Source organism: Thiohalobacter thiocyanaticus, assembly GCF_003932505.1.
In the GTDB taxonomy this organism is placed as follows: Bacteria; Pseudomonadota; Gammaproteobacteria; order Thiohalobacterales; family Thiohalobacteraceae; genus Thiohalobacter; species Thiohalobacter thiocyanaticus.
The window spans coordinates 1,719,413-1,743,967 of the sequence record NZ_QZMU01000001.1 but is presented as its reverse complement, the minus strand read 5'-3'; the positions used below and the strand labels follow the sequence as shown (position 1 = coordinate 1,743,967).

The window sequence follows — 24,555 nt, the reverse complement described above, 5'->3', positions numbered from 1 at the left end:
TTGAGTGAACGAGGCTCAACCTATGTTCCCGCGTCGAGCTGCTCTGAGAGTTCCAGCCAGCGCGACTCCACCGTCTCCAGCTCCCGGTCGACCCCGGCCTTGTCCTGCAGCACCTGTTGCAGCTCGTCGCGGGCGCCGTCCTCATAGAGCGCGGTGTCGGCCAGACGTGCCTCCAGGGCCTGCCGGCGTTCGGTGAGCCGGTCCAGGTCGCGCTCCAGTGTCTTCAACTCCTTGCGCAATGGCGCCTCGCGGCGGCGCTGCTCGGCCTGGTCGCGGCGCTGCTGTTTGCGATCCACGGGCTGGCCGTTGTCCGTGTCCGCAGGTCTGTCCCCGACGGTTCCCGTCTCGCGCTGCAGCAGCCAGCGCCGGTAGTCATCCAGATCGCCGTCGAAGTGTGATACCCGGCCGGCATCGACCAGCCAGAGGTCATCGACGATGCTGCGCAGCAGGTGGCGGTCGTGCGAGACCACTACCAGTGCGCCGCTGTATTCCTGCAGTGCCAGTTCCAGCGCCAGACGCATCTCCAGGTCCAGGTGGTTGGTGGGCTCGTCCAATAACAGCAGATTGGGCCGCTGATAGACGATCAGCGCCAGGGCCAGGCGTGCCTTCTCGCCACCGGAGAAGGGAGCGACCTCGGCCAGGGCCTGGTCGCCGTGAAAGCCGAAGCCACCGAGAAAGTCGCGCAATTCCTGTTCGCGCGCCTTTGGGTCGAGCGCCTGCAGATGCTGCAGCGGCGAGCGCTCCGGACGCAGCTGTTCGAGCTGATGCTGGGCGAAGTAGCCCACGGCCAGCTCCTTCGCCGGCAGGGTCTCGCCGGCCAGCACCGGCAGTTCGCCCACCAGGCACTTGATCAGGGTGGACTTGCCGGCGCCGTTGGCCCCGAGCAGACCGATGCGCGCGTCCGGGGTGAGCGAAAGCTTCACCTGTTCGAGCAGCGCCACGCCGTCATAGCCGATGGCGCAGTCCTTGAGCTGCAGCAGCGGGTTGGGCAGCCTGCGCGGCGCGGGAAAGCGGAAGTGGAAGGGCGAATCGACATGGGCCGGTGCGATGCGTTCCATGCGCTCCAGGGTCTTGAGCCGGCTCTGGGCCTGGCGCGCCTTGGATGCCTTGGCGCGGAAGCGGGCGACGAAGCGCTGGATATGGGCGATCTCGCGTTGCTGGCGCTCGTGGGCGCTCTGTTGCTGCGCCAGCTGCTCGGCGTGCTGGCGTTCGAAGGCGCTGTAGTTGCCGCTGTAGAGGGTGATGCCGCCGTGCTCGAAATGGGCGATGGCGTCGATGATGGAATCGAGGAAATCACGGTCGTGCGAGACCAGCAGCAGGGTGCCGCGGTAGGCCCGCAGCCAGTCCTCCAGCCACATGACCGCATCCAGGTCCAGGTGATTGGTGGGCTCGTCCAGCAGCAGCAGGTCGGAGGGACTCATCAGGGCGCGGGCCAGGTTCAGGCGCATGCGCCAGCCACCGGAGAATTCGGCGACCGGCCGGTCGTGGCTGGCGGCGGCAAAGCCCAGGCCGTGCAGCAGGCGGGCGGCGCGATGCCGGGCACGGTAGCCGTCGATGGCCTCGTACTCGGCATGCAGGGCGGACAGGCGCGCATCGGCGTGATCGCGCTCGGCAGCGGCGATGGCCCGGGTCAGTTCCCACCAGCGGGCATCGCCCTGCAGGACGTGATCGATGGCGCTGGCGGCGGTGTCGGGCATCTCCTGGGCCACGCTGGCGATGACCCAGTCGGGCGGCAGCGAGAGGTCGCCGCCGTCGGGCTGCAGTCCGCCCTGGATCAGGCTGAACAGACTGGTCTTGCCGCAGCCATTGGCGCCGGTGATACCGACCTTCTGGCCCGGATGGATGCGCAGCGAGACACCTTGCAGCAAGGGCTTGTCGCCGCGCTGCAGATCGAGATTCCTGAGTTCAAGCATGGGGGCGGGATTCTACCCCAATGCAACAGTACCGGCACTGTAGGATGGGTTACGGCGCAAGCACCTCCCACCCATCCTGCCTTGCAGCCAGGCGCGGGTGTCGCAATGCCGGGGCGGCTTGCATAGACTGTCAGCATCAGGATCACGAAATCCGAAGGAAGTCCCCTCCATGCCTATCCGCACATTCGAAAACCATACCCCCGTCATCGACGGTTCGGCCTACATCGATCCGACCGCGCTGGTCATCGGCCAGGTCGAGATTGGGGCGGAAAGCTCGCTGTGGCCGAACGTGGTCGCCCGTGGTGATATTCATCACATTAAAATTGGTGCAAGCACCAATATTCAGGATGGCTCTGTTCTTCATGTCACCCATGACAGTGAATTCGCGCCTGGCGGACATCCACTGGAGATCGGTCACGCCGTCACGGTTGGTCACATGGTCGTCCTGCACGGCTGCACGATAGAAGATAGCTGTTTGATTGGTATGGGATCTCTGATCCTGGACGGGGCCCGTATCGAGGCCGGGGCCATGCTCGGTGCGGGCAGTCTGGTCCCGCCCGGCAAGGTACTGGAAGGGGGCTGGCTGTGGGTGGGCCGACCGGCGAAGCAGGTCCGCCAGCTGACCGAGCAGGAGACCCTGTTCCTGGAGTACTCGGCCCGCCACTATGCCCGGCTCAAGGACCGGCACCTGTCGGGTTCCGGCTGACTGGCGGGTGGGTGCGGAAAGCCCTACAATTGATCCGGAAGCGGACAACCATACCCGCAATTTCCACAGCACCATGCCCGCGGGCGGCAGCCGGGCCCTGCCGCGATACCGGACAGGAATCTTTCTCTACCAGGGATGTCAGAACAGTACCAACGGCCCTGGATTCAGGAGAAGGCCATGATGCTATTCATTGGTAATCTGCCCCCGTCGGCCACCCAGCTCCGGCTTGCCGAAGCGTTGCGGCTGGGGCGTGAAGACAGCCAGCGGCTGCGTATCGTCCGCAAGCCGGGCCGTGACGGCGGCGTGCAGCGCTATGCCGTGCTCCATGCCCGCACACCGGCGCTGGCGAATCGGCTCATCGCCCGCAACGGCAAATTCTATCTCGATGGCCGCCGACTGGTATTGCGTGAGTTCTGCAAGCGCATCGCCAACAACGAACGCCGTGCCCCCAACTGGCGCGGCCGGGCCTGGCCGCATGCCGAGCGGCGTGAGAACGAGCGCCGGCGCGGCACCGGCGAGCAGCTGGCCGCCTGAGCCTTTCCCGGTTCATGCATGGCCCGTTTCCGGAGGCTTCCTGTCGGCCTGAAGCGCCGGGAACGCTGTGGGCTTCCCGGGCCTGCATTTTCGAAAGTGTGAGCAGGCCCTAGAGCCCGCTGCGCAGCGCGGCGATCACCGGCGGCGTATCCGGCCGCACCCCCCGCCACAGGTAGAAGGATTCCGCTGCCTGTTCCACCAGCATCCCGAGGCCGTCAACGGCCAGCGCGGCGCCGTGGTTACGCGCCCAGTTGACGAAGGCCGTCGGCTGGTTCCCGTACATCATGTCGTAGCAGCAGCTGTGTTCGCCGATGAGCGAGGACGGAATGGCCGGCACCTCGCTGTCCAGGCCGGCGGCAGTGGCATTGATGATGAGATCGAAGCGGTCGGCGTCCAGCTCGTTCAGACCGCTGCCCTCGACATTACCCGCGTCCTCGAACAACCTTGCCAGTTCCCGCGCCTTTTCCGCCGTACGGTTGGCCACCCGCAGCCGCGCCGGGTGCGTCTCCAGTAACGGGCCTATCACCCCGCGCGCAGCCCCGCCCGCACCCAGCAGCAGGACATGCCGGTCGGTGAGCACCTGTTTCAGGTTCTGGGTCAGGTCGCGCACCAGGCCGATGCCGTCGGTATTGTCGCCGATCAGCCGGCCGTCGTTGCCCCACAGCAGGGTGTTGACCGCGCCGGCGCGTTCGGCACGCGGATTGAGCACCTCGGCCAGCCGCCAGGCGTCCTGCTTGAAGGGCACGGTAATGTTCAGACCCTGCCCGCCGGCCTCGCGGAACAGGGCAATGGCGGTGGCCAGGTGGCCGGGCTCGACCAGCATCGCCTCGTAGACCAGGTGCTGGTGGGTCTGGCGCGCGAACAGGGTGTGGATATGGGGTGATCTGCTGTGCGCGATGGGGTTGCCCATCACGGCGTAGCGGTCGGGCGGGGCCGCGTCGGCTGCTTCACTCATGGCCGGCGGCTCACTTGCGCCCGTCTTCGCGCAGCCACTGCGCCACCCGGCAGGCGAAATAGGTCAGGATACCGTCGGCGCCGGCGCGCTTCATGCCCAGCAGGGATTCCAGGATCACTGCCCTGCCGTCCAGCCAGCCGTTGCCGGCGGCCGCCTCCAGCATGGCGTACTCGCCACTGACCTGATAGACGTAGGTCGGTACACTGAATTCGCGCTTCACGCGCTGGACGATGTCCAGGTAGGGCATGCCGGGCTTGACCATGACCATGTCCGCGCCTTCCTCCAGATCCAGCGCGACCTCATGCAGGGCCTCGTCGCCGTTGGCCGGATCCATCTGGTAGGTATATTTGTTGCCGGCACCCAGGTTGGCCGCCGAGCCGACCGCGTCGCGGAAGGGACCGTAGAAACTGGAGGCGTACTTGGCCGAATAGGCCAGGATACGGGTATGGATGTGGCCCGCGGCCTCAAGCGCCGCGCGGATGCGGCCGATGCGCCCGTCCATCATGTCCGAGGGGGCGACCACGTCGGCGCCGGCCTCGGCATGCGACAGGGCCTGTTTGACCAGCACCTCCACCGTCTGGTCGTTCATGACATAGCCGCCGGCATCGATCAGCCCGTCCTGGCCGTGGGTGGTGAAGGGGTCCAGGGCCACGTCCGTGATCACACCCAGCTCCGGCAGCGCGGCCTTGAGCGCACGTACCGCCCGCTGGGCCAGGCCGTCGGGATTGTACGCCTCGGCCGCGTCCTCGGACTTGCGCCCGGCCGGGGTGACCGGGAACAGGGCGATGGCGGGGATACCGAGCCGGTGGGCGGTCCCGGCCTCGACCAGCAGCTGGTCGAGGCTCAGTCGCTCCACACCCGGCATGGAGGGCACGGCCTCGCGCCGGTTCTCGCCCTCGATGACGAACACGGGCCAGATCAGATCGTCCACGCCCAGGCGATGCTCGCGCATCAGCCGGCGGGAGAAGTCATCGCGGCGCATGCGGCGCATGCGGGTGCGGCCAAAGCCGCCGCGGGCGGTGTGAAACTCGGACATCGTGACTCCCTGGCAGATCACAGTCGGCAGAGGCCAAGTGTACCTGCTCGCTCCCGGGCATGCATCGCTGCTAGGCTGGGCTCATGCAGATGCATGACCTCGAAGCGCTGTTGGAAACCTGCCCGCCGGCCGCGTCACTGCGGCTGGCCGACTGGTATGCGCTGCCGCTGCCGGAGCCGGCGGCGCGGGCATTGCTGGCACAGGCCAGGCAGCGCCGCCAGTCCGCGCTCAAGCGCGGGGAGGCGGTACTGGTGCAGCGACTCATCGAGCTGATCGCGGGCTGGTGGTGCGGGCAGGATCTGGACATGCATCACGCCTCCCTGTCCGCCGAGTGCCGGGAGCGCCATGAGCAGGCCCTGCTGGAGCTGGTGACGGGCCAGCTGCTGATCAGCCGCCGGCTGGCCGCCGCGCGCCCGCATCTCCAGCAGGGCTTCGCACTGGCCGCCCCCCTGCTGCCGGCACAGGACTATTTTACGGTGATGAAACGCCACGGCCTGCTCGAGTATCTGCCCCTGGGGCCCAGCGCCAGCGCGCCTCTTACCCTGGACGAACTGCTGACCGAGGCCGCGGTCATTCGGCGGCTGCAAGGCGGCCGGCCGGGCGGTGGCCGGGCCGATCCCGCGGATACGCTGGGCTGACACCGCCGCCGCCCTTTCCTGCTCAAGCCCCCCGGCAGGTGAGCCGATAGTCGCTATAATCGAGCCAACAACAATAACGCGAAGGAGACCTGCCATGTCATGGACGTCCTGCCGATCCCGTGCCCGCCGCTTCTGCAGCCTGTTGCTGGGCGGCCTGTTGTGGGCGGGTGCCGCACTGGCCTCGACCCCGCCCGAGGAGGTGGTGCGTCAGGCCTCGGAACAGGTGCTGGCCCGGCTGGAGGCCGAGCCGGCGGTGCAGGCGCAGACCGAGCGCCTGCATGCACTGGTCGATGAGGTGCTGGTTGCCCACATGGACCTGGAACGGATGTCGCGCTGGGTGCTGGGCAAGTACGCGCGGCGCGTGGATGACGACCAGCTGGCCCGCTTCACCGAGGGTTTCCGTGCCCTGCTGGTGCGGACCTATGCCACGGCGCTGACCGAATACAACGGTCAGTCCATGCGCTTCCTGCCCCTGCGCCAGGACGACGAGGACCGGGTGACGGTACGTACCCTGATCGAGCAACCGGCCGGCCCGTCCATCCCGATCCATTTCAGCCTGCACAACCGGGACGGGGCCTGGAAGGCCTACGACATCACCATCGACGGCGTGAGCATGCTGACCAATTATCGCACCAGCTTTGCCGCCGAGATCCGCCGCGGCGGCATCGAGCAGCTGATCGAGTCGCTGCAGGCGCAGCAGACCAGGGAGCAGGGTTTCTAGTAGCGTAAGCCGAACTGCTTCCCGTCTGGAGATTGCCGCGGCGCTGCATCCCAGGGCCACTTTGTCGCTGCGCTCGGGCGCGTGCCTCGCAATGACGGTGAAGCGAAAGGTCGGAATCTGCCCGGCCAGGCGGCATGAATCCGTCGCGATGGTGTCAAATCTTCCTCTCCGGGGCCGGGTCCGGCCCACCGCAAGTTCGATGCGATATTTATAACTATTGGATTTTTATAGGCTAACAGGAATCAGGCCTGACCTGGCACGGGGAATGCAAACTGTTCTGTGCAGGCAGCTGACGCAGGATTAAAGTTCGCACCGCAACGGTCGTTAAGCTGCCTGAGGGACACAGTCAACTGTGGCATGGGTCCGGTCAGGGTCTGAACCCTAACAAACCGAACCCGATGGGCGGACGCCGGCGTGGTGAGCAGGTCCGCGCGACGGAAAGCCTGAAGCGTCGCACCGCCCGAATGTGAGCACGCCGGTTCCGATTCCACGGGCCCATGCCACAGTTGACCACGGCAACAGTAACCGATCGACTCCTCCGACGCTGAAAAGCGTTTTTATTACCCGCAACTTTTCTGCGGGGTTTTTTTTGTGAGTACGGCCGGTCAATCCATCTCGATCATTTCGAAATCGGACTTGCCCACGCCACAGTCGGGGCAGACCCAGTCATCGGGAATGTCCTCCCAACGCGTGCCCGGGGCGATGCCCTCGTCGGGCAGACCCTCGGCCTCGTCATAGATGAATCCGCATACAATGCACTGCCATTTCTTCATTGCCTTACCTTGATACTCTCGGATGATAAGAAAAATTGAACCGTATTCTTGAGGGCGGCGCCCCGGGATACAACCCCACGGGCAGCGGGGTCGGGGCCCTGTCTCAGTCGGAATCCGCCGCCAGCCAGTCGCGCGGGCGCAGGAAATCGCGATACAGTCGAGCCTCCTCGCTGCCGGGTTCCGGCTGCCAGTCATAGCGCCAGCTCACCCGCGGCGGCAATGACATCAGGATGGATTCGGTGCGCCCGCCCGATTGCAGCCCGAACAGGGTGCCGCGGTCGTAGATCAGGTTGAACTCCACGTAGCGCCCGCGCCGGTAGAGCTGGAACTCGCGCTCGCGCTCACCCCACCCGGTTCCCATACGCCGTTCCACGATCGGCCGGTAGGCCGGCAGGAAGTGATCGCCGACCGAGCGCATGAAGCCGAAGCAGTAATCGAAACCGCCGTCATTGAGATCATCGAAGAACAGCCCGCCCACGCCGCGCGGCTCGTCGCGGTGCCTGAGGTAGAAGTAGTCGTCGCACCACTGCTTGTAGCGGGGATAGAGACCCTCGCCGAAGGGCGCGCAGGCCGCCGCCGCGGTACGATGCCAGTGGACGGCATCCTCCTCGTAACCGTAGTAGGGGGTCAGGTCGAAGCCGCCGCCGAACCACCAGACCGGGTCCTCGCCCGGCTTCTCGGCGATGAAGAAGCGTACATTGGCGTGCGAGGTCGGCACATGGGGGTTACGGGGATGGATGACCAGCGAGACACCGGTGGCACTGAAGCTGCGCCCGGCCAGCTCCGGCCGGTGGGCGGTGGCCGAACCCGGCAGTTCGCTGCCGTGGACATGGGAGTAGTTCACACCGGCCTTCTCGAACACCGCGCCGTCTTCCAGCACCCGGCTGCGGCCGCCACCGCCGGCCTCGCGGCTCCAGCTGTCCTCGCGGAAGGGCCGGCCGTCGAGTTCGGTCAGTGCCTCGCAGATGCGGGCCTGCAGATCGGTGAGGTAGGCCTGGACGGCGTTCAGGTCGGGCTGCATGGGGTATTCCGGTCTCGGGGAGAGCCGGCATGATACTAGTGCCGGTCGGGACTATCCAGAGCGTGGCTGCGCAGGCGTAGGTCGGGTTAGCCCAAAGGGCGTAACCCGACCTACTTGCTCACTATGGGGGCTGCCGGGTTTACGGATGATGAGTCAGGCCGCCGGGGCCTGGCTTTCCACCGCCACCCGGTTGCGGCCGGAATGCTTGGCCTGGTACAGCGCGGTGTCGGCCCGCTCCACGAAGGCATGGACCGGCTCGCCGCTCTGATAGCGGGCCAGGCCCAGCGACAGGGTTACGCTGCCGATCGCCTCCTGGGTGTCCTTGCGCCGCAGCCGCTGCTGCTGGACGGTGGCGCGCAGGTGCTCGGCCACGGCCAGCGCTCCGTGCAGGGGCGTGTTGGGCAGCAGGATGGCGAACTCCTCGCCGCCGAAGCGGGCCACGATGTCCTGGCCCTTGACGTTTTCCTTCAGTATGCCCGCCACCAGGCGCAGCAGCCGGTCGCCGGTGATGTGGCCATGGGTGTCATTGAAGGCCTTGAAGTGGTCGATGTCGGCCATGACCAGACACAGGCTCTCGCCGGACTCCTGTGCCCGGCGGGTGTATTCGAGCAGCTTCTCATCCAGGGTCATGCGGTTGTGCAGACCGGTCAGGGCGTCGGTGGAGGCAGCCATGCGGGCCTGCTCGAGCTGTTCACGCATCTCATCGAGTTCGCTGCGGGTCTGGTCCAGCTGATCCTGCAGGGCACGGTTGGTTTCCTGCATGGTGTGGGTTTCGCGGATGAACTCGTTGAGCAGGCCGCGAAACTCCTCGGCGCTCATGTCCTGCGCCAGGCTGTCCTCGTAACGCCCCAGCAGCTCGCCATAGTGGACGGCCTGGTCGCCCGACAGGCTGACCTGTTCCAGGATCTGGGCCAGGCGCGAGCGCACCTCATTGCGCAGCGATTCGGCCAGCCGCATCTCGGCCTGGCGGAAATGCTCCTCGAACAGGGCGGCGCTGAAATCGGCCGACAGCGGCTGGCGGGGGTCGTGGATCGCCTGTTCGATGCTTTCCTGCAGGGCCGGGTTGCGGCCGGCGACGTATTCGTACCAGACCGTGTAATGCTGCGGCGTGGCCGGGATGGCGTGTTTGGCCATCAGGGGCAGGGCTTGGCGGATGTACTCAGCGGCCTGCTCGAAGCTCTCGTTGTATTGCATCTGTGCGGCGTCTCCCTGCGGTGGTTCGGGATTTCCTTGTTATTGGGCCTGACAAACGACAGTGTGCCGTCGCGGCGATATCCGAAAGCAGATTTCGTGCCATTGTGTCCGATTATGTCCGACTCAGCCGGGCCGCAGGACCGCCCCGGTGCGGGCATCACGTATGCGGGTGGGGCCGGCCGCGCCGAGACAGGGTCCGTGCAGGATGGTATCCACCCCGGCCGGGAAATACTGGCGCACCCGCAGCGGGGTGCGGGCGGGGTGGCGCCCGGCCGGGTTGGCGCTGGTCGAGACCAGCGGCCCGCCGAAGGCCTCACACAGGGCGCGGGCCAGCGGGTGGGCGGTGACCCGTACCGCCAGGCTGGTATGGGCACCGCGCAGCCACACCGGCACTGCCTCGGACACCGGCCAGACCCAGGTATGCGGGCCCGGCCAGCTCGCCAGCACAGTTTTGCGCCGCGCGGCCGGCAGCGGTGCCAGCCAGGGCTCGAGCTGGGCGAACCCGGCCGCGATCAGGATCAGGCCCTTGTGCATCGGGCGCTGTTTGAGCGCCAGCAGGCGCCGTACGGCGGCGGCATCGAGCGGGTCGCAGCCCAGACCGTAGACGGCCTCGGTGGGATAGGCGATCAACCCGCCGGCGTCGAGGGCACGGACGGCGCGGCGCAGCTGCCAGGGGCGGATGACGGGATAGCCGGACATGGGTGGGTTTGTATCATAAAAGTGGGGCACAAAAGAAAACGGGCGCCGGATGGCGCCCGTCGGGTTGGGTTGGAGAGAGGAGCCTCAGAAGCTCTTGGAGGCGGTGAACACGGCCCGGCCGTCACAGAAATCCGTGCCGCCGAAGCAGTCGGAGTTGCTCAGGTCGGTGTCGATCCAGGCCAGCTCCAGGTCCAGGCCGAACGCCGCCGTGGTCACGCCGAGCTTCCAGTCGTAGTAGTCCGGCGTGCCGAAGGTGTTCTCCTCGTCGATGGACTGGTAGCCCACGCTGGCGTTGATGCCGAAACCGCCGGACAGCGGCATGGAGGCAGAGGCATTGACGTAGTAGGCGTCGCCGGACTTGGCGTAGTAGTCGGGCGAGAAGTTCACCGACAGGCCCACCTCGGCCGCGCCGAGGTTGGTGCTGATGCCGCCGTAGTACTCGATGAAGTCCAGATCATCGGTGCCGGGGTACCAGTAGTACAGCAGGCCGACATCGTAGCCGAGGCCGCCCATCTCGCCGGAATAGCCGCCGTAGATGTCCATCTCCATATCAGCAATCTCGCCGTCGCCGTCGGCATCGGCCAGCTCGACATTGGAGCCCCAGGTACCGATGTACAGCCCGCTCTCATGGCCGAAGTCGAAACCGCCCGAGATGGCCGGCTCGATCGCATCCTCGCCGGTCTGCGAAATGCCGCGGAACATGTAGTTGGTGGACATGGCCACATTGGCGCTGGCCTCGGCGTAGGCGGAGCCCACGGCGGTCAGCATCATGGCGCCTGCGACAGTCTGAGTGAGGTATTTCATCGTTTGTATCTCCTGTAGTGAAGTCGATCTTGCTTGAGGTTGCGGTTTGGATTCAGGGTGGCGGACGCCTGCCGGCGTCCGCCGTATCCGTCCATGGACAAGGGGAACACGTTGCATGGCCGCTCAGATGCCCGAGCCCTTGGAGCCGGTGAACTCGGGGTAGGCCTCCAGGCCGCATTCGACCAGGTCCACGCCCTCGTACTCTTCCTCCTCACTGACGCGGATGCCCATCACGGCCTTGATCACACCCCAGACGATGAGGCTGGCGATGAAGGTCCAGGCCAGGATGGTGACCAGTCCGAGCAGCTGGCCGCCGAGGGTGGCGTCACTGTTGGACAGCACCACCGCGAGCAGCCCCCACATGCCGACCACGCCGTGGACGGAGATGGCACCGACCGGATCGTCGATCTTCAGCTTGTCCAGGGTGATGATGGAGAACACCACCAGGATGCCGCCGATCACGCCGACGATGGTGGCCAGCAGCGGGGTCGGGGCCAGCGGCTCGGCCGTGATCGCCACCAGTCCGGCCAATGCGCCGTTGAGCGCCATGGTCAGATCGGTCTTGCCGAACAGCAGGCGGGCGGTGAGCATGGCGGCGACCACGCCGCCGGCGGCGGCCATGTTGGTGTTGACGAACACCAGGGCCACGGCATTGGCCTCGCCGACATCGGAGATCTTCAGCTCGGAGCCGCCATTGAAGCCGAACCAGCCCAGCCACAGGATGAAGGTGCCCAGTGTTGCCAGCGGCATGTTCGCGCCCGGGATCGGGTGGATCTGGCCGTCGCTGCCGTACTTGCCCTTGCGCGCACCCAGCAGCATGACACCGGCCAGCGCGGCGGCCGCGCCGCACATGTGCACCACGCCGGAACCGGCGAAGTCCTGGAAGCCGGCCGCGTCGAGGAAACCTCCGCCCCACTTCCAGTAGCCCTGCATCGGGTAGATGAAGCCGGTCATGACGACGGCGAAGATCAGGAAGGCCCACAGCTTCATGCGCTCGGCAACCGCGCCCGAGACGATGGACATGGCGGTGGCCACGAACACCACCTGGAAGAAGAAGTCGGACATGCCGGAGTAATAGGTCTCTCCGCCGCTTGTCAGTACCTCTTCAACGGTATTGTCGCCACCCAGCAGGAAGCTGATGCCCGGCCATACCGAGTTCACCGCCTCGCCGGGATACATTATGTTGTAGCCGACCAGCATGTACATGATGCTGGCGATGGCGAACAGGGCGATATTCTTGGTCAGAATTTCGGCCGTGTTCTTGGCCCGTACCATGCCGGCCTCCAGCATGGCGAAACCGGCGGCCATCCACATTACCAATGCGCCGGATACCAGAAAATAAAAGGTATCGAGCGCATAACTGAGTTGAATCACATCTTCCACGGTTCAATCCTCCGCTACGAGTTGTCCGAAATCGTTGATGATCAGAGTGCGTCCGGACCGGTCTCGCCGGTACGAATGCGGATGGCCTGCTCAAGCTCGTAGACGAAGATCTTGCCGTCGCCGATCTTGCCGGTATTGGCCGCCTTGCTGACGGCCTCCACCACGCGTTCGAGCAGATCGTCGTTGACCGCGACTTCGAGTTTGACCTTCGGCAGAAAGTCCACGACATATTCCGCGCCGCGGTACAGCTCGGTATGTCCCTTCTGCCGCCCGAAGCCCTTGACCTCCGTGACGGTGACGCCCTGCACCCCGATCTCGGACAGCGCCTCGCGTACATCGTCCAGCTTGAAGGGCTTGATGATTGCCGTTACTAACTTCATTTGAATCGTCTCCTTGAGCCCGGGGCCTCCGGCCGTTGCCGGCCGCGTCTGCCCCTGGGGTTGTGCGGGTTGTTCCGGTCTGCACGCGGCGCGGAGCGCTGGTAAGTCTGCGCCGGCGCCGACCCGGGTATTCACGACACCTGGCTCATTGCAGAAGCCGTGCCATGAAAATTTTGTTCTTGATAACAGCGGGATAGGGTGTTTTTGTGGAAAGCGGCAGCTGGCTGTGCACCACAATGGTGAGCTGTGCGACGGGTTGCACCGGCCCCTGGCACCATTGTGGTGCGCGGCGCGATCAGTGGCTGGACCCCTGCAGTCTGATTGCGCTAGAGTGAAGCCCATGCCGGATCCGAAACTACTTGATGACATCGCCCGCAAAGTCAGCGAGGCCATGCCCGCCGGGGTGAAGTCCCTGCAGGCCGACGTGGACAGGAACCTGCGTGGCGCGCTGGCCTCGGCCCTGGATCGCCTCGACCTGGTCACCCGGGAGGAGTTCGAGGTCCAGGCCCAGGTACTCGCCCGTACTCGCGCCAAACTCGACGCCATGAACGCGCGCGTGGCCGAGCTGGAGCGTCAGGTGCTGGGAACGTCGCCTGAGGACAATGCTGGCGATACGTCCGGTGAGGACATGGATGGCGGTTAGGTTTTATCGGGCCATTAAGGAAAAGCGCCAAACCGCGAAGGCGCCAAAGGCGCGCTAAGGGATCGATTGTCAGCGTCATCGAAAGGCGATGATTGTCTTGTGAGTCTTCGCGCGCCTTCCACGCCTTTGCGGTATTAAGATCAAATTCTGCACGGATGCAGGATGAAACAGAGGAAGGGATGCCATGTCACTGGCTGTGGTCTACAGCCGCGCGCAGCTGGGGATCGCAGCGCCGCTGGTCAGCGTCGAGGTCCACCTGAGCAACGGCCTGCCGGGCCTGTCCATCGTCGGCCTGCCCGAAACCGCGGTCCGCGAGAGCAAGGACCGGGTTCGCGCCGCGCTCATGAACAGCGGCTTCGAGTTTCCCGCCCGCCGCATCACCGTCAATCTGGCCCCGGCCGATCTGCCCAAGGAAGGCGGGCGCTTCGACCTGGCCATCGCCCTGGGCATCCTGGCCGCCTCCCGTCAGCTTCCCCCCGAGGCGCTGTCAGAGTACGAATTCACCGGTGAGCTGTCCCTGTCCGGCGAACTGCGGCCCGTCACCGGCGTGTTGCCGTGTGCGCTGCAGTGCCAGGCGGCCGGACGTACCCTGATCCTGCCCGAGGCCAACGGGGCGGAGGCCGCGCTGGTTGCCGAGGGGCAGGCGCTGCAGGCCGGACATATACTGGCTGTCACGGCCTGTCTGCGGGAAGGCCGGCCGCTGGCGCCGGCGCGGGTGCCGGCGGGGAAGGAAAACCCGACCGCGCCGCTGCCCGACCTGGCCGAGGTGCGCGGCCAGGCCCAGGCCCGCCGGGTGCTGGAGATCGCCGCCGCCGGCGGTCACAGTCTGCTAACAATGTAGTACAATACACCACTTAATGTATAAGAGACATAAGTGGTTGATAAATATGAATACGCAACAGCGAAAAGCCTATTCATACCTGCGCTTTAGCACCCCGGACCAGCTTAAAGGCGACAGTTACAGACGACAAACTGACCTCAGCCAGAAATACGCTCGAGAGAACGGCCTAGAGTTGGACGACAGCCTTACATTCGAAGACTTGGGGGTCTCAGCGTATCGAGGCAGAAATGCCAGAGAGGGCTCTCTGGGACTATTCATCGGAGCAGTCGAAGAAGGTCAGGTCCTGCCCGGATCATATCTCTTGGTGGAATCCTTGGACCGACTTAGCCGGGATACCGTCATGGAGGCCTTCAAGCTCTTCAGCCAGATTATCGACCTAGGTATCACCATAGTCACTCTTTCTGATGGCCGCTCGTATTCCAAGGACAGTCTCAACGAGAGCTTCACTGACATCATTATCAGCCTGACCATGATGGCTCGCGCTCATGATGAGTCAAAGACGAAATCTGAACGTCTCAGAGCCGCATGGAGTCACAAGAGAAAGACTGCTGGCACTAAGAAGCTGACTGCGTTGGCGCCCTCCTGGTTGCAACTAAACGAGGCTAGAGATGGCTTTGACGTCCTCGAAGATAGAGCCGAGACAGTCAAGATGATCTTCAGAATGGCTGGTGACGGATACGGAGCGAATTCAATTGTGAAGTATCTGAATACTCACGATGTTCCAACCTTTGGTCGATCTAAGGAATGGCATAAATCCACCATCAATAAAATTCTCTCAAGCGAGTCAGTTATTGGGAGATATCAGCCGCACAGTTATACAGTCGATGAGGCCACAAGAAAGCGCACTCGAACCCCAACAGGCGATCCCATAGACAATTACTACCCAGCCATCATCGATGAAGATGAATTTCTGAGGGTAAAGGCTGAGATATCAGCTAGAACACCCAAGACGGGCCGCAAGGGACGTCGTTTCAGCAACCTCTTCCAAGGTTTGGCAAGGTGCGGGAATTGCGGCGCTTCTATGGGGTATGTAAACAAAGGGCCTAAGCCCAAGGGAGGCACATATCTTGTCTGCTCACGGGCTCAAAGGGGAGCAACAGATTGCGAATATGCAGCAGTCCCATACCAGAGAGTGGAGCATGCAGTGCTGCATACTATCCACGAACTAGACCTAGATGAACTCTTGCCATCAATCGAAAGTGAGACAGCTTCTCAGAAGAAGGCTCTGAGGATGAATCTGGAAACCCATCAAGCCAGACTGGAAGAGGTTGAGGGGCAGATTGATAATCTCCTCGAACTTGCCGCCACTACGAAATCACCTTCCCTGGCAACTAAATTGGAAGGGCTGGAAGCAGAAAAAGGGGGGCTACATCAAAAAATACTGGCTAGCCTAGAGGACTTGGAAGCATTGAGCCGGGCTGCCCGAGAATTCGAGGATCAACAAAGGGAAGTGCAGAAGGCATATCAGCAGTGGCTTGAGATCAATGAAGCGGGTAGTGATGCTGATGCCTATGCGCTCAGACTCAAGGTCAACAGAGCGCTCAAGAAGTTGCTGGAAACAATCCATGTAAGCGTCATCAAACAACCCGATATTACAAAAGAAGAAGCCTTGGCAGGAATATCAAGTGGAGGCCCGAGGCCAGAGAGCTTAGAAAATTCCGATTTAGATACTCTAGCAACGGCCCTGAGCTCCCCGCGAACCGTATTGGTGCTATCGTTTAATCATCTAGACAGTCCGAAAGTAAGAACAGTTAGCTTATTGCATTCGGGGCGCGCCCTCGTGACCACAGGCGAGTGGAAAGAGGCCGGAGGAGAACTGGGACAGTTCCGGATGTCAGAAATCGATGCGTGATGAATTAGCCGTTCATTACTATAACGATTCCAGGAAACCAAGCAGATCAGTACCCTTTAGATCGTTAATCTCCATGGCATGTGCAATTTTCCAGTTAAGTTTCTTACTCCATTTGTTCGATGATTTCCCAAGCGCTTCATAAGGACCCAAAGCTTCGTACTGTTCGCCCACCCCTTGTTTTATCGCACGAGACGAGAAGTAATTCTCAATCGCCCTTCGCTCAGTCACCAATACGCTGTAAAACCCTGCCGAATTACATGCATCTGAAAATGCCTTCCTTTTCGGGTCGGGTTCGCCGCCTTCGCATTCTCTTTCGCTGTCGACAAGTGCAGCTATTTTATCAGCGGGGGCAATACGATTTAATTCTTCCAAGGCATTGCTGTGGTCTCCACTTGCAAAAGCGTGGCCAAGCAGCGGGAAAACTACGATCTTATGGTCTTTATTAAGCATTCTAAGGATTTGTTGTACGGTACGGACATCCGTCGGGCCCTCGACCAGCAATATACGGTCATATCCAAGCTCCCGAAAGGCAGAGAAACCCAACTCCCCAGCAAATTCTTGAAGATTAGGAGTTTCATCATAAAGCCGCACTATAGAGCGATTCCCCTCGCGCCTTACCGAATAAATTGAGTCTGCGACAGACCGCGCAAGCCCGATTGAGTGAGTGGATAAAACCACGCCCTCAGACGCAAAAGTTGATAAGGTTGTAAGAAAATCAACTTGAAGAGATGGATGAAGATTTAGCTCCGGCTCATCAATAAGAATCAATGAAGGCCTGCGCGTTGCAGCTGCTCCAAATGTAACGATGAACTGTGATAACCCAGCCCCTTGCTCGTGAAGAGAAAACGGGTGGTTATCTACGAACACCCGGAGCTCATTATTGTCTGGCGAAGGATTGATTTCTAATGAAGAAAAGCCAAAAAGGTGTGCTATTGCATTTTCTACCTCTTTGATCGCTCGGTTATGCTCACGATTATGACCGTTTTTCCAATTATCCCATGTCTGGACGAAGCTAGTCCCCACATTGAGGTCGTAGTAATTCGCTTGCCCTTGGTTAAGAATGTTCCGAAATGGTCCAATGTATAAGCTATCCCTGAGAATTTCCGCCTGTTCAGCAAAGGACTCGTTTTGCACCTCACGATTTGATACTGCAAAATGATGCTCAGCTTTACGCTTTGCTTTACTATGCGGTAACGCATCTCGCCGTGGCCCAGTAAATGCAGTAGCCGAAAATGCCCCAACATTATCCCTATCAAACTTTAATTCTATACTGCTAATGGCCTCCTTGTTTCCCTCGCGTCGCGTATCTATGCGGACTGTCATCGGTCTCTGATTCCGATCACACAAAACAGCTGACGGATCTGGTACGCCCAAAAGGCTAGCTGGACGGGTTTGACCTGAAAGCAGCGCACCAGTCGCCCCTTCATCTGCACCAATTTGATTGAATGCATTTCGCAACTCGTAGAACATACGAAGAATTGATGACTTGCCTGAGTTGTTAGGTCCAACGAATGCGGTTACCCCTGACTTAACATCGAAATGGACAGGGTCAGAGTCATCGAAACAGCGGAAATTTTTCAAAGTAAGACTTACGTTTAGCATTTGTTTAGCCAACTATTGATTTATTTATGTTGCCAGGATGCTTATATCAGAATCTATGCTACAGAGTGATTGATCGATCAACAAGATTGGCTGTTTGGCATGAAGCCGGACCCACTGACCAAAACGGTCAGAGCCGCGAAGTATCCCGAAGTTGACCAGTTGGTCCGCCGGCAGATTCGTAAGCTGTCCAAGGGCTAGGGCAGGGCCGGTCAATTTTGCAGCGAAAATGTGAGACGGTATTGGATATATCGGACGCGCAGCTTCCCCCCATGCCGGGCTCGCGGATGTCTACAGCCGGGGCAGGGGGATGCTTCTGGGTTTACTTGCACTTGTGGAACTGACTGGGCATAGGCTGACCGCGAGTAAGCAGCGGCCAGAAGGTGGGAGCTAGGGAGTGGGCTGATAGGTGGAGATATGGAGAAGCCACCAGCCCAGCCGGAATGTCCTATCAACGAACGGGGCGTCCGTGCGGTAGTCTGTCGGGTCTTTGCCAAAGCCGACATATCCTCTGTTCTTCCGGTCCAGGAACCAATCTATTCTGCTCATGGATGTTACCTCTTCAGTGGATGGGGCCCTGAAGGTAGCAGGGAATATCAGTTATTACTAATGGACTACCGCAACTGTTCCACTACTGTAACTATATCCAGCACTGTTCTCATATACAGCACACAGAAGCTCTCTCAGAGGACTTCAGGGTGACCCGCAGTTATCCAGCTCCACGGGCTGACAGACGCTCTCACAGCTTCTCAGGCGCTCTGCTGCTGTTCCTGGTGCTGCCGTAGGATGCGGTAGACACTGGCCCTGCCGATGTCCAGCTCTCGGGCTATCTCAGTAGCGCCCTTTCCGGCTTCCTTCAGCTCCAGCACTCGGTCAGCCTTAGCCCGAGCTGTGGGCTTCCTGCCCTTGTACTTGCCCGCTGCTTTTGCTGCTGCAATCCCTTCCTTCTGCCTCTCGAGCATCAGCTCTCGCTCAAACTGGGCAATCGACCCGACCATGGTAAACAGCAGCCGGCCTGTAGGGGTGGAGGTGTCTAGATTGAGATTCAGGACTCGCAGGGTAGCGCCCTTGTCCTCAATCTTCTGATGGAGCTGGAGGAGGTCAGCCGTGGAGCGGGCCAGACGGTCCAGCTTGCAGACAACCACCACGTCTCCGGCCCTGAGCTGCTTCAGGAGGGCTTGTAGCTGGGGCCTGCTGTCTGACTCCTTCGCCGATACCTGTTCCTGGTACACCTGTTCAGCTCCAGCCTGCTGCAACTCCTGAAGCTGGGCCTCGAGTCCGGCCTGTTGATCTGTGGTCGATGTCCTGGCGTATCCGATCTGCATGGCTTGGGCTCCCGCTGCTGTGTCTCAATGGAGTCTAAGACCTTATGCCTACCTGTCTCATAAGTCAAGGAAACTGGCTCCAGTGAGACAGTCCCGAGACGTATCGGTAGGGCAAGGGCTATTGGTACACAGAAGCGAGTTACCACACCTAAGGAACCTACGGAACCACGGCCAGCGGTCAAAGTGGCCACCTACTAGGAATCTGAGGACCACGGCCAGCGGATCAGAGTCCCTGCCTACGGGAATACTGCACAACGGAAACAGCCGCCAGCCTAGCCCTCTGAGGGCCTCCTGATACTACCTATAGATAGATCACAAAAACGAGATTATAACTCACTGAAAAATAAGCACTTTATACCCGGTACAGAAGTTATTGATTTTAATGGGAAATCTTAAAGGTACCTCCCCTAAGGAACCACAAAACAATTTCACCGGCCCACCGCAGCCCGATCAGCAGACCCACAAGGCCCCGACAGCTCTGAGCGGGGGCGTGTGAACGTAATGGGGCGCGTGAGGCCAACCCACAGTCCGACCCACAGCCCGACCCACAGTCCAACCCAACGAGGAACCCAACACATGACCAACGACGACGACCCAGCCAAGGCCGAGCAGGAAGCCCAGGAGGCCAGCGCCAAGGAGCTGCTAGGCCAGCTCTCGGACATCCACAGAATGACCACACGGAAACTGGTAGACCGGCTGAAGAACGACCCGAAGCCGCTCAGCGCCTCTGAGCTGAAGGCCATCCATGAGTTTCTGCTAGCCAATGGCGTCTCCATCGACAGCCTGTACCAGACCGCCCAGGCCGAAGAGACCCAGGCGCTGCTAGATGACCTGACAGTCCCATTCCCGACCAACCCGGATGACCCTGATGTCATCCCGCCATTCAACTGAAGAGGAGGCCGAGCCAATGGCACGACTCAGTGACCAAATCAAACGCAACGAGAAGAACCGATGCACCTTCCGAGGGTGTGACAGCCTGCGGTCAGGTATCAGCAAATACTGTGAACACCACAAGCAGACCAAGGTCTACCACGGGGAACCCCAGGGCCGGACCATCCGCCCGTGGGAATATAAAGACGAGCTGGCCGAAGTGGTGGCCTTCACGGAGAAACACGCCGATCACCGGGGCCTCCGCAATGCGACCAAGGCACTGGACTACATCATCAACCGGGCAGGACCGGAAGGAAGTATCAGCAATCCCGCGATGATCCGAGAGATGGACCGCCTCAGTAGTCATGGAGTGGACGCCTTGAGGGCTCTCCAGGAGGCAGCAGCCGTGCGCCTGTTCTTTCGCCGCCGTAACCAGCTACTCAGTGAGAATCGGCAACTAACCTTCGCACTGGGCAAGGCCGTGCTGAGCTTGGCCCCGAGGGACCGTGTAGGGGTGAAGGGCTATCGCCGCATCCCGCCCAAGCCAAGGAAGCTGCTAGGGCTGTACCTGAGGGATGACCTTGGTGGTGTGGTGAATGGCATAGTCCAAGGCATCGAAACCGAGAATCAGCAGCGGGAGGACTTCAAGAAGTCCCTGTATGACCCGTTTATCCCGGCAGACCGAGAGGCTGAGGACGCCGCACACGCCCTGCCGCTGGTCGGCAATGAGTTAGACCTGTAGGCATGGCAAAGCGACGGAAGCAGCGCCGCAGTCACGCCAAATCCATCCAGACCCAACAGGCCACGCTAGACGAGCTGGCAGTTAAGCGGAAGGAGCTACAGCAGAGCAAGCCCGAGCCCAGAGAGCTGAATGTCTTGGAGGTTGGGGACACCCTGAGAGCGCCCGGCTATGGCGAGTATGAAGTAATAGCAAAGCAGAAGAACGGCAGCTTGAAGCTGCAACCTATCGAACCAACCAACTGAAGGAAATTCACATGGTAGACCACGTACAGACAGACCCTAATGAAACCCCAGAACAGCGCAAAGCCTTCCTGGAAGAAGTCCACCGGCAGGAGCGTGAAGCAGCAGAACATAACCGCAACATACCCAAACACCCAACGCAAACAAGTGGGGTAATGGTTCAGCCGTATGGCGTGGCGACAGCGTAACTGTCGATACTGGAGCCCATGAGACCCGCAGCTACAGCGCCTCCGAGATGATCTCAGACGATGCCTCACAGGGAGTATTGAATACTGTGCGTCGTGGTGGAGCACCTGTTACAGGCGATCTGAGGGACTCTGACTTGATCCTGATCGGTAATCAGGAGGTGCCCTTGGCTGTGGCTCAAACAATGGGCTATGTGCAGAAGAAGGCCAACGGCGAATGGGTTGAAACTAGCCTGGGAAAATAGACCCGGCGGCTGGGCAAGCTGAAGAAGACTCACAGCCCAAGCCGTCGGAGAACCGAAAAGCCTTACCGTTGAAAAACCTGCTGGCGCGACACAGCGGCCATGATAGGGTCACGCCCTGGACAACGATGGAGACCGAGCCGTTGAATTTTTGTCTGAGACCTGGCGCGGGATATCGAGGACACTGTTTACGCCCATCGGAGAGCTGGCCGCGAAATACAACTTATCTGTGAAGCGCGCCCGGGACGACTCCAGCGAGTAAAAGACGGACCTCCGGGGGGAACAGGCATTCCAGACGCTGCCGGGAAACATGGAGTAGTGTAGACCTGCCGATGGTACTGTGAAGTGGGTCAGGACGAACTAAGACCACCGAGCTATATTGCTGAGGTGAAGGTCGACATTGGTTCCAATCGGGCAGTTCCCAAGCGGCTTACCGCGATATTGGTCCATGAATACATCTCAGCGCCATCCAGAAGCGGGCAATCCGAGTAATACCCTTCCTGCTGATTCTTCAGATCCACCTTCCGTGACAACCTGTAGCCCGTACGCCCTGCCGAGGTGGGTGAAGGACTAACATTTGGCGGTCCTGATGGTTAATGTTTAATGTTGCCCGGCCATGGCTGGGGCTTCTTTTGTCTACGAAAGGTGATATCAATGTCAGAAATGACTTTTCTATTTCGTCACGAATTGCCTTTTCTGTATCGAATAGCGTTCGGCATGTGGCATCCGACTCAGCAGCCCGCCGATACATCCTTCCCCCCACAGGAAAAAACTTCTCCTTGTAGCCCCTACGCTTCACAAGATAGTCGAACAGACTGCAGCCGACCTGCGAGGGAGGGATATCAAGGCTAGACCCCGACCACGACCGCCAAAGTGAACCTGATCCATTCCCCAGAGCGTGGATCAGGCTTTGAGGGACCGTACGGATGCCCTGAGGCAATCAACCGAGGACTTCCGGCAAGGGTGGGGCGTGCTCGTGTTTACCACTGTCACGTTTCTGGAATATTCTTTCGGCCATTTCCAGGGCAAGCAGAACTGGCTATGTAATACTTGACGAACGGCCTTCTCACGTGGACTTCCAGCACTTCAGCCTTGGGCAAGACGATGCGACCTAAGGCAGGGCCAACGCGGATTACTTTTTGAAGGCTGTTCACGTGAAGGACCATCTACAGGAGGTCGTACCGGCTGACGGTAAGGCAGAGATGGTCAGAGCTGTAGCCAAGGGTGACATCCAGCTATACCGGGTTCGATGTACTCCGAGTATGCGGCCCATCGCCAAGGCTGTGGCTAATCCTGCTCTCCGGTGTGAGCTGGTGGACGGAGGTCAAGCCTGGAAGACACTAGCTAGCTTTGTGACTCCTGAGTATTTCGAGGACTTCGCTGAAGTGATCTTCATGGCGGCACTGTTCGAGAACACTATCCTGTTTCACCTGTGGTCCAACTACTGGGATATTCACTTCAGGCCCCATGAAGATATCGGCAGGTTTATCTCCCGAGATGTCCACAGCGAGCAAGGCCCATTCATCTCCATTGCCCATGTTCTCCATGAGGATGACAATGCCAGTAGGTACAATCTGGAGAGGAACTGGAAGACAGGCAGGGCCAACGCCAAACGAGGGGACCGGGTGATTGACCGAGCGGTCCAGCTTGCCGGTGAGCTGTTCAAGGGCTCAAAGTTCCTGCTGCAGACCAACAATTGGCACAGCGCCCGGCTGGCCCCGGAAGACCTGCCGAAGGGAGCTATACCGATCAAGGTGAATTCTCACGGGCTGAACGAGTACAAGGGCTATACACGTGCCGCTAGCTTGGCAATCACCAATCCTGACAACCACGAAGCAAGGTGGCTGGTGAGCAGGACCGGGCTGGATCCTGACAAGATGTATCTGGCCTATCGTATCCACACCGTCTACCAGGCTGTGGGAAGGACTGCAATTCGGGACTATGGGAATGCCGTCCCGAAGGTCTTTCTGGTGGCAGGTAAGGAAGACGCTGAGTACCTCCATAAGCTGTTCCAGGGCTCTCGCTGGATTGGCAAGGTTGGAGATGTACCCAGCTTGAAGCAGCTGACACAAAAGAACCGTAAGCCTAAGCTGGTAGACTCCTCTCAGTATGCCCGATGGAGGAACCGTAGGGATGCCCTGAAGAGGAAGATCAGAAAGGGGACTATCAGTGAACCTGAGGCCAAGGAACTGGAGCAGATAAACAGTCGATTGGCTGACCTGAAGATGGCTGCAGACGGTGCCTGAGTGAGTGGACGCAAGTTTGCTAAGTAACATGCTTAGGCGAAATTGCGTCATCTGAGGGGAGGGTTATAGGTAAACTAGTAGGTAAGACAATAGTTAAGGGGGATACGCCTTCTGCGTAGTATCACCCCCCCCCTCCTTTGTCCGCAGCTCACAGGACCACCTCGATCCGGCTACAGAGGCCTGCGTGCTTTATTAAAAACACGAGCGTGCTACTGTGAGTGATCTATAGAGGGACTCTGTTGCATGATTGGTTATGTCTCCCAGCGATAGCCGCAGCTTCAGGTCACTTGAGAGAACAAATTTTAAATTTTTCCTAGTGGACTCGAAGACTGGGATTTCGTCGAGGCTAAACCAGACTAGTGGCGCCCCGATCGGAGCCGGAAGCCCAAAGCTCGGTTTACTACAGGAAGCCGTACCTCAACCAATGAACTGTTTCCGCCAAACCGAAAGCTTTGGTGATTGGATAGGAATAGAAACGAAATAGATATTCAAGGGGGATTAATATGCGTGGACACTAATTGATAAAAAGGATAAAAAACAGCATCCTGTTAAACGTATGCAGTCCACCTAGCATTACTTTCTGGGAGTGATGCGATAACGATCAATTTGGATTGACATGCATGGAGATTGTTAAGGATTTCTCTGCAGGGTTTTACAAGAACAAGCCGAGAAATAGCAAGAAGAGTCGAAGAAGAAGAGTCGCTGCCAGTCAAATCCATTAATGCTTACCGAGAAAAGCTTACAACTAGCCTTCTTGATGCTAAATTTTCAAGTTAGTTATGGAGCAACCACCGGAAGAAGATCCAAAAAAGAATCATAGGGCAGTATGGGTTACTTGCGACTTAAAATCACATTTGTTATAACTAAACTCCGGTAAAGATTACATTAAAGAGAATTTATGCCGGCTTCGAACAATCTGAACATGGGAATATGTGTGGAATCCCGTATTGATGGAGATACCGCATGGCCGTTGCGTTTGCCCTATATTTTCAATTCATGCATTACAGGTTGTGT

21 protein-coding genes and 1 pseudogene are annotated in these 24,555 nt (G+C 60.1%); 10 read left to right on the top strand and 12 right to left on the bottom strand.

The features are described 5' to 3' along the window. Positions 1 to 20: 20 nt before the first annotated feature. Positions 21 to 1,913: an ATP-binding cassette domain-containing protein gene (locus D6C00_RS08185; RefSeq protein ID WP_125181272.1), complete on the bottom strand. Its 1,893-nt coding sequence runs from the start codon at positions 1,911 to 1,913 to the stop codon at positions 21 to 23. Between the two features lie 169 nt (positions 1,914 to 2,082). Here D6C00_RS08185 and D6C00_RS08180 point away from each other — a divergent pair, with 169 nt between their 5' ends. Together D6C00_RS08180 and D6C00_RS08175 are read left to right on the top strand one after the other, a co-directional pair. After that, a complete protein-coding gene (locus tag D6C00_RS08180; RefSeq protein WP_125181271.1) occupies positions 2,083 to 2,619 on the top strand; it encodes a gamma carbonic anhydrase family protein in 537 nt (178 codons plus the stop codon). Positions 2,620 to 2,796: 177 nt separating this feature from the next. Next, positions 2,797 to 3,153, top strand: a complete 357-nt coding sequence (locus tag D6C00_RS08175) for an RNA-binding protein (protein ID WP_125181270.1) — start codon at positions 2,797 to 2,799, stop codon at positions 3,151 to 3,153. Positions 3,154 to 3,262: 109 nt separating this feature from the next. Here the strand turns inward: D6C00_RS08175 and aroE are convergent, their stop codons facing one another. Then, entirely contained in the window at positions 3,263 to 4,108 is an 846-nt protein-coding gene (gene aroE, locus D6C00_RS08170; protein ID WP_125181269.1) for a shikimate dehydrogenase, read from the bottom strand. Between the two features lie 10 nt (positions 4,109 to 4,118). Further along, the gene (hemB, locus tag D6C00_RS08165; RefSeq protein WP_125181268.1) at positions 4,119 to 5,144 is read right to left on the bottom strand and encodes a porphobilinogen synthase; all 1,026 of its coding nucleotides are present in this window, start codon (positions 5,142 to 5,144) and stop codon (positions 4,119 to 4,121) included. An 83-nt stretch (positions 5,145 to 5,227) separates the two neighbouring features. Between hemB and D6C00_RS08160 the strand changes: the two genes are divergently transcribed. After that, positions 5,228 to 5,782: a hypothetical protein gene (locus tag D6C00_RS08160; RefSeq protein ID WP_125181267.1), complete on the top strand. Its 555-nt coding sequence runs from the start codon at positions 5,228 to 5,230 to the stop codon at positions 5,780 to 5,782. Between the two features lie 94 nt (positions 5,783 to 5,876). Further along, positions 5,877 to 6,503, top strand: coding sequence for an MlaC/ttg2D family ABC transporter substrate-binding protein (locus tag D6C00_RS08155; protein ID WP_125181266.1), 627 nt, complete (start codon positions 5,877 to 5,879; stop codon positions 6,501 to 6,503). A gap of 605 nt (positions 6,504 to 7,108) precedes the next feature. Here D6C00_RS08155 and rubA read toward each other — a convergent pair. The 7 genes from rubA to glnK all read right to left on the bottom strand — a co-directional run bounded on the left by rubA (position 7,109) and on the right by glnK (position 12,757). Beyond that, entirely contained in the window at positions 7,109 to 7,276 is a 168-nt protein-coding gene (gene rubA, locus D6C00_RS08150) for a rubredoxin RubA (RefSeq protein WP_125181265.1), read from the bottom strand. A 103-nt stretch (positions 7,277 to 7,379) separates the two neighbouring features. Then, positions 7,380 to 8,297, bottom strand: a complete 918-nt coding sequence (hemF, locus tag D6C00_RS08145) for an oxygen-dependent coproporphyrinogen oxidase (RefSeq protein WP_125181264.1) — start codon at positions 8,295 to 8,297, stop codon at positions 7,380 to 7,382. 153 nt (positions 8,298 to 8,450) lie between these two features. Then, complete coding sequence (locus D6C00_RS08140; protein ID WP_125181263.1) at positions 8,451 to 9,491, bottom strand: GGDEF domain-containing protein; 1,041 nt, start codon at positions 9,489 to 9,491, stop codon at positions 8,451 to 8,453. A gap of 123 nt (positions 9,492 to 9,614) precedes the next feature. Next, positions 9,615 to 10,190 (bottom strand): L-threonylcarbamoyladenylate synthase, encoded by a 576-nt coding sequence (locus D6C00_RS08135; protein WP_125181262.1) that lies wholly within the window; start codon positions 10,188 to 10,190, stop codon positions 9,615 to 9,617. A gap of 84 nt (positions 10,191 to 10,274) precedes the next feature. Beyond that, complete coding sequence (locus tag D6C00_RS08130; RefSeq protein ID WP_158675363.1) at positions 10,275 to 10,994, bottom strand: TorF family putative porin; 720 nt, start codon at positions 10,992 to 10,994, stop codon at positions 10,275 to 10,277. Positions 10,995 to 11,117: 123 nt separating this feature from the next. Beyond that, on the bottom strand, positions 11,118 to 12,377 hold the full coding sequence (locus tag D6C00_RS08125; protein WP_125181260.1) for an ammonium transporter: 1,260 nt from the start codon (positions 12,375 to 12,377) through the stop codon (positions 11,118 to 11,120). 41 nt (positions 12,378 to 12,418) lie between these two features. After that, positions 12,419 to 12,757 carry a P-II family nitrogen regulator gene (gene glnK / locus D6C00_RS08120; RefSeq protein ID WP_125181259.1) on the bottom strand — a complete coding sequence of 113 codons (339 nt, stop codon included), beginning with the start codon at positions 12,755 to 12,757 and terminating at the stop codon, positions 12,419 to 12,421. Positions 12,758 to 13,097: 340 nt separating this feature from the next. On the opposite strand from glnK, the gene ubiK reads away from it, so the two are divergent. From ubiK to D6C00_RS08105, 3 genes and pseudogenes are all read left to right on the top strand, one after another. Then, positions 13,098 to 13,400 carry a ubiquinone biosynthesis accessory factor UbiK gene (gene ubiK, locus D6C00_RS08115; protein ID WP_125181258.1) on the top strand — a complete coding sequence of 101 codons (303 nt, stop codon included), beginning with the start codon at positions 13,098 to 13,100 and terminating at the stop codon, positions 13,398 to 13,400. Positions 13,401 to 13,584: 184 nt separating this feature from the next. Then, positions 13,585 to 14,232: pseudogene (locus tag D6C00_RS08110) on the top strand (magnesium chelatase domain-containing protein); the annotation flags it as partial. 55 nt (positions 14,233 to 14,287) lie between these two features. Next, positions 14,288 to 16,093, top strand: a complete 1,806-nt coding sequence (locus D6C00_RS08105) for a recombinase family protein (RefSeq protein WP_158675362.1) — start codon at positions 14,288 to 14,290, stop codon at positions 16,091 to 16,093. An 18-nt stretch (positions 16,094 to 16,111) separates the two neighbouring features. On the opposite strand, the gene D6C00_RS08100 is transcribed toward D6C00_RS08105, so the two are convergent. Continuing rightward, on the bottom strand, positions 16,112 to 17,707 hold the full coding sequence (locus D6C00_RS08100) for an ATP-dependent nuclease (protein WP_125181255.1): 1,596 nt from the start codon (positions 17,705 to 17,707) through the stop codon (positions 16,112 to 16,114). A gap of 734 nt (positions 17,708 to 18,441) precedes the next feature. Beyond that, a complete protein-coding gene (locus tag D6C00_RS08095; RefSeq protein ID WP_125181254.1) occupies positions 18,442 to 19,017 on the bottom strand; it encodes a recombinase family protein in 576 nt (191 codons plus the stop codon). 576 nt (positions 19,018 to 19,593) lie between these two features. On the opposite strand from D6C00_RS08095, the gene D6C00_RS08090 reads away from it, so the two are divergent. The 3 genes from D6C00_RS08090 to D6C00_RS08080 all read left to right on the top strand — a co-directional run bounded on the left by D6C00_RS08090 (position 19,594) and on the right by D6C00_RS08080 (position 23,541). Next, a complete protein-coding gene (locus D6C00_RS08090; protein WP_125181253.1) occupies positions 19,594 to 19,908 on the top strand; it encodes a hypothetical protein in 315 nt (104 codons plus the stop codon). Positions 19,909 to 19,924: 16 nt separating this feature from the next. After that, positions 19,925 to 20,629, top strand: coding sequence for a hypothetical protein (locus tag D6C00_RS08085; RefSeq protein WP_125181252.1), 705 nt, complete (start codon positions 19,925 to 19,927; stop codon positions 20,627 to 20,629). Positions 20,630 to 22,434: 1,805 nt separating this feature from the next. Further along, on the top strand, positions 22,435 to 23,541 hold the full coding sequence (locus tag D6C00_RS08080; protein WP_125181251.1) for a hypothetical protein: 1,107 nt from the start codon (positions 22,435 to 22,437) through the stop codon (positions 23,539 to 23,541). Positions 23,542 to 24,555 lie beyond the last annotated feature (1,014 nt).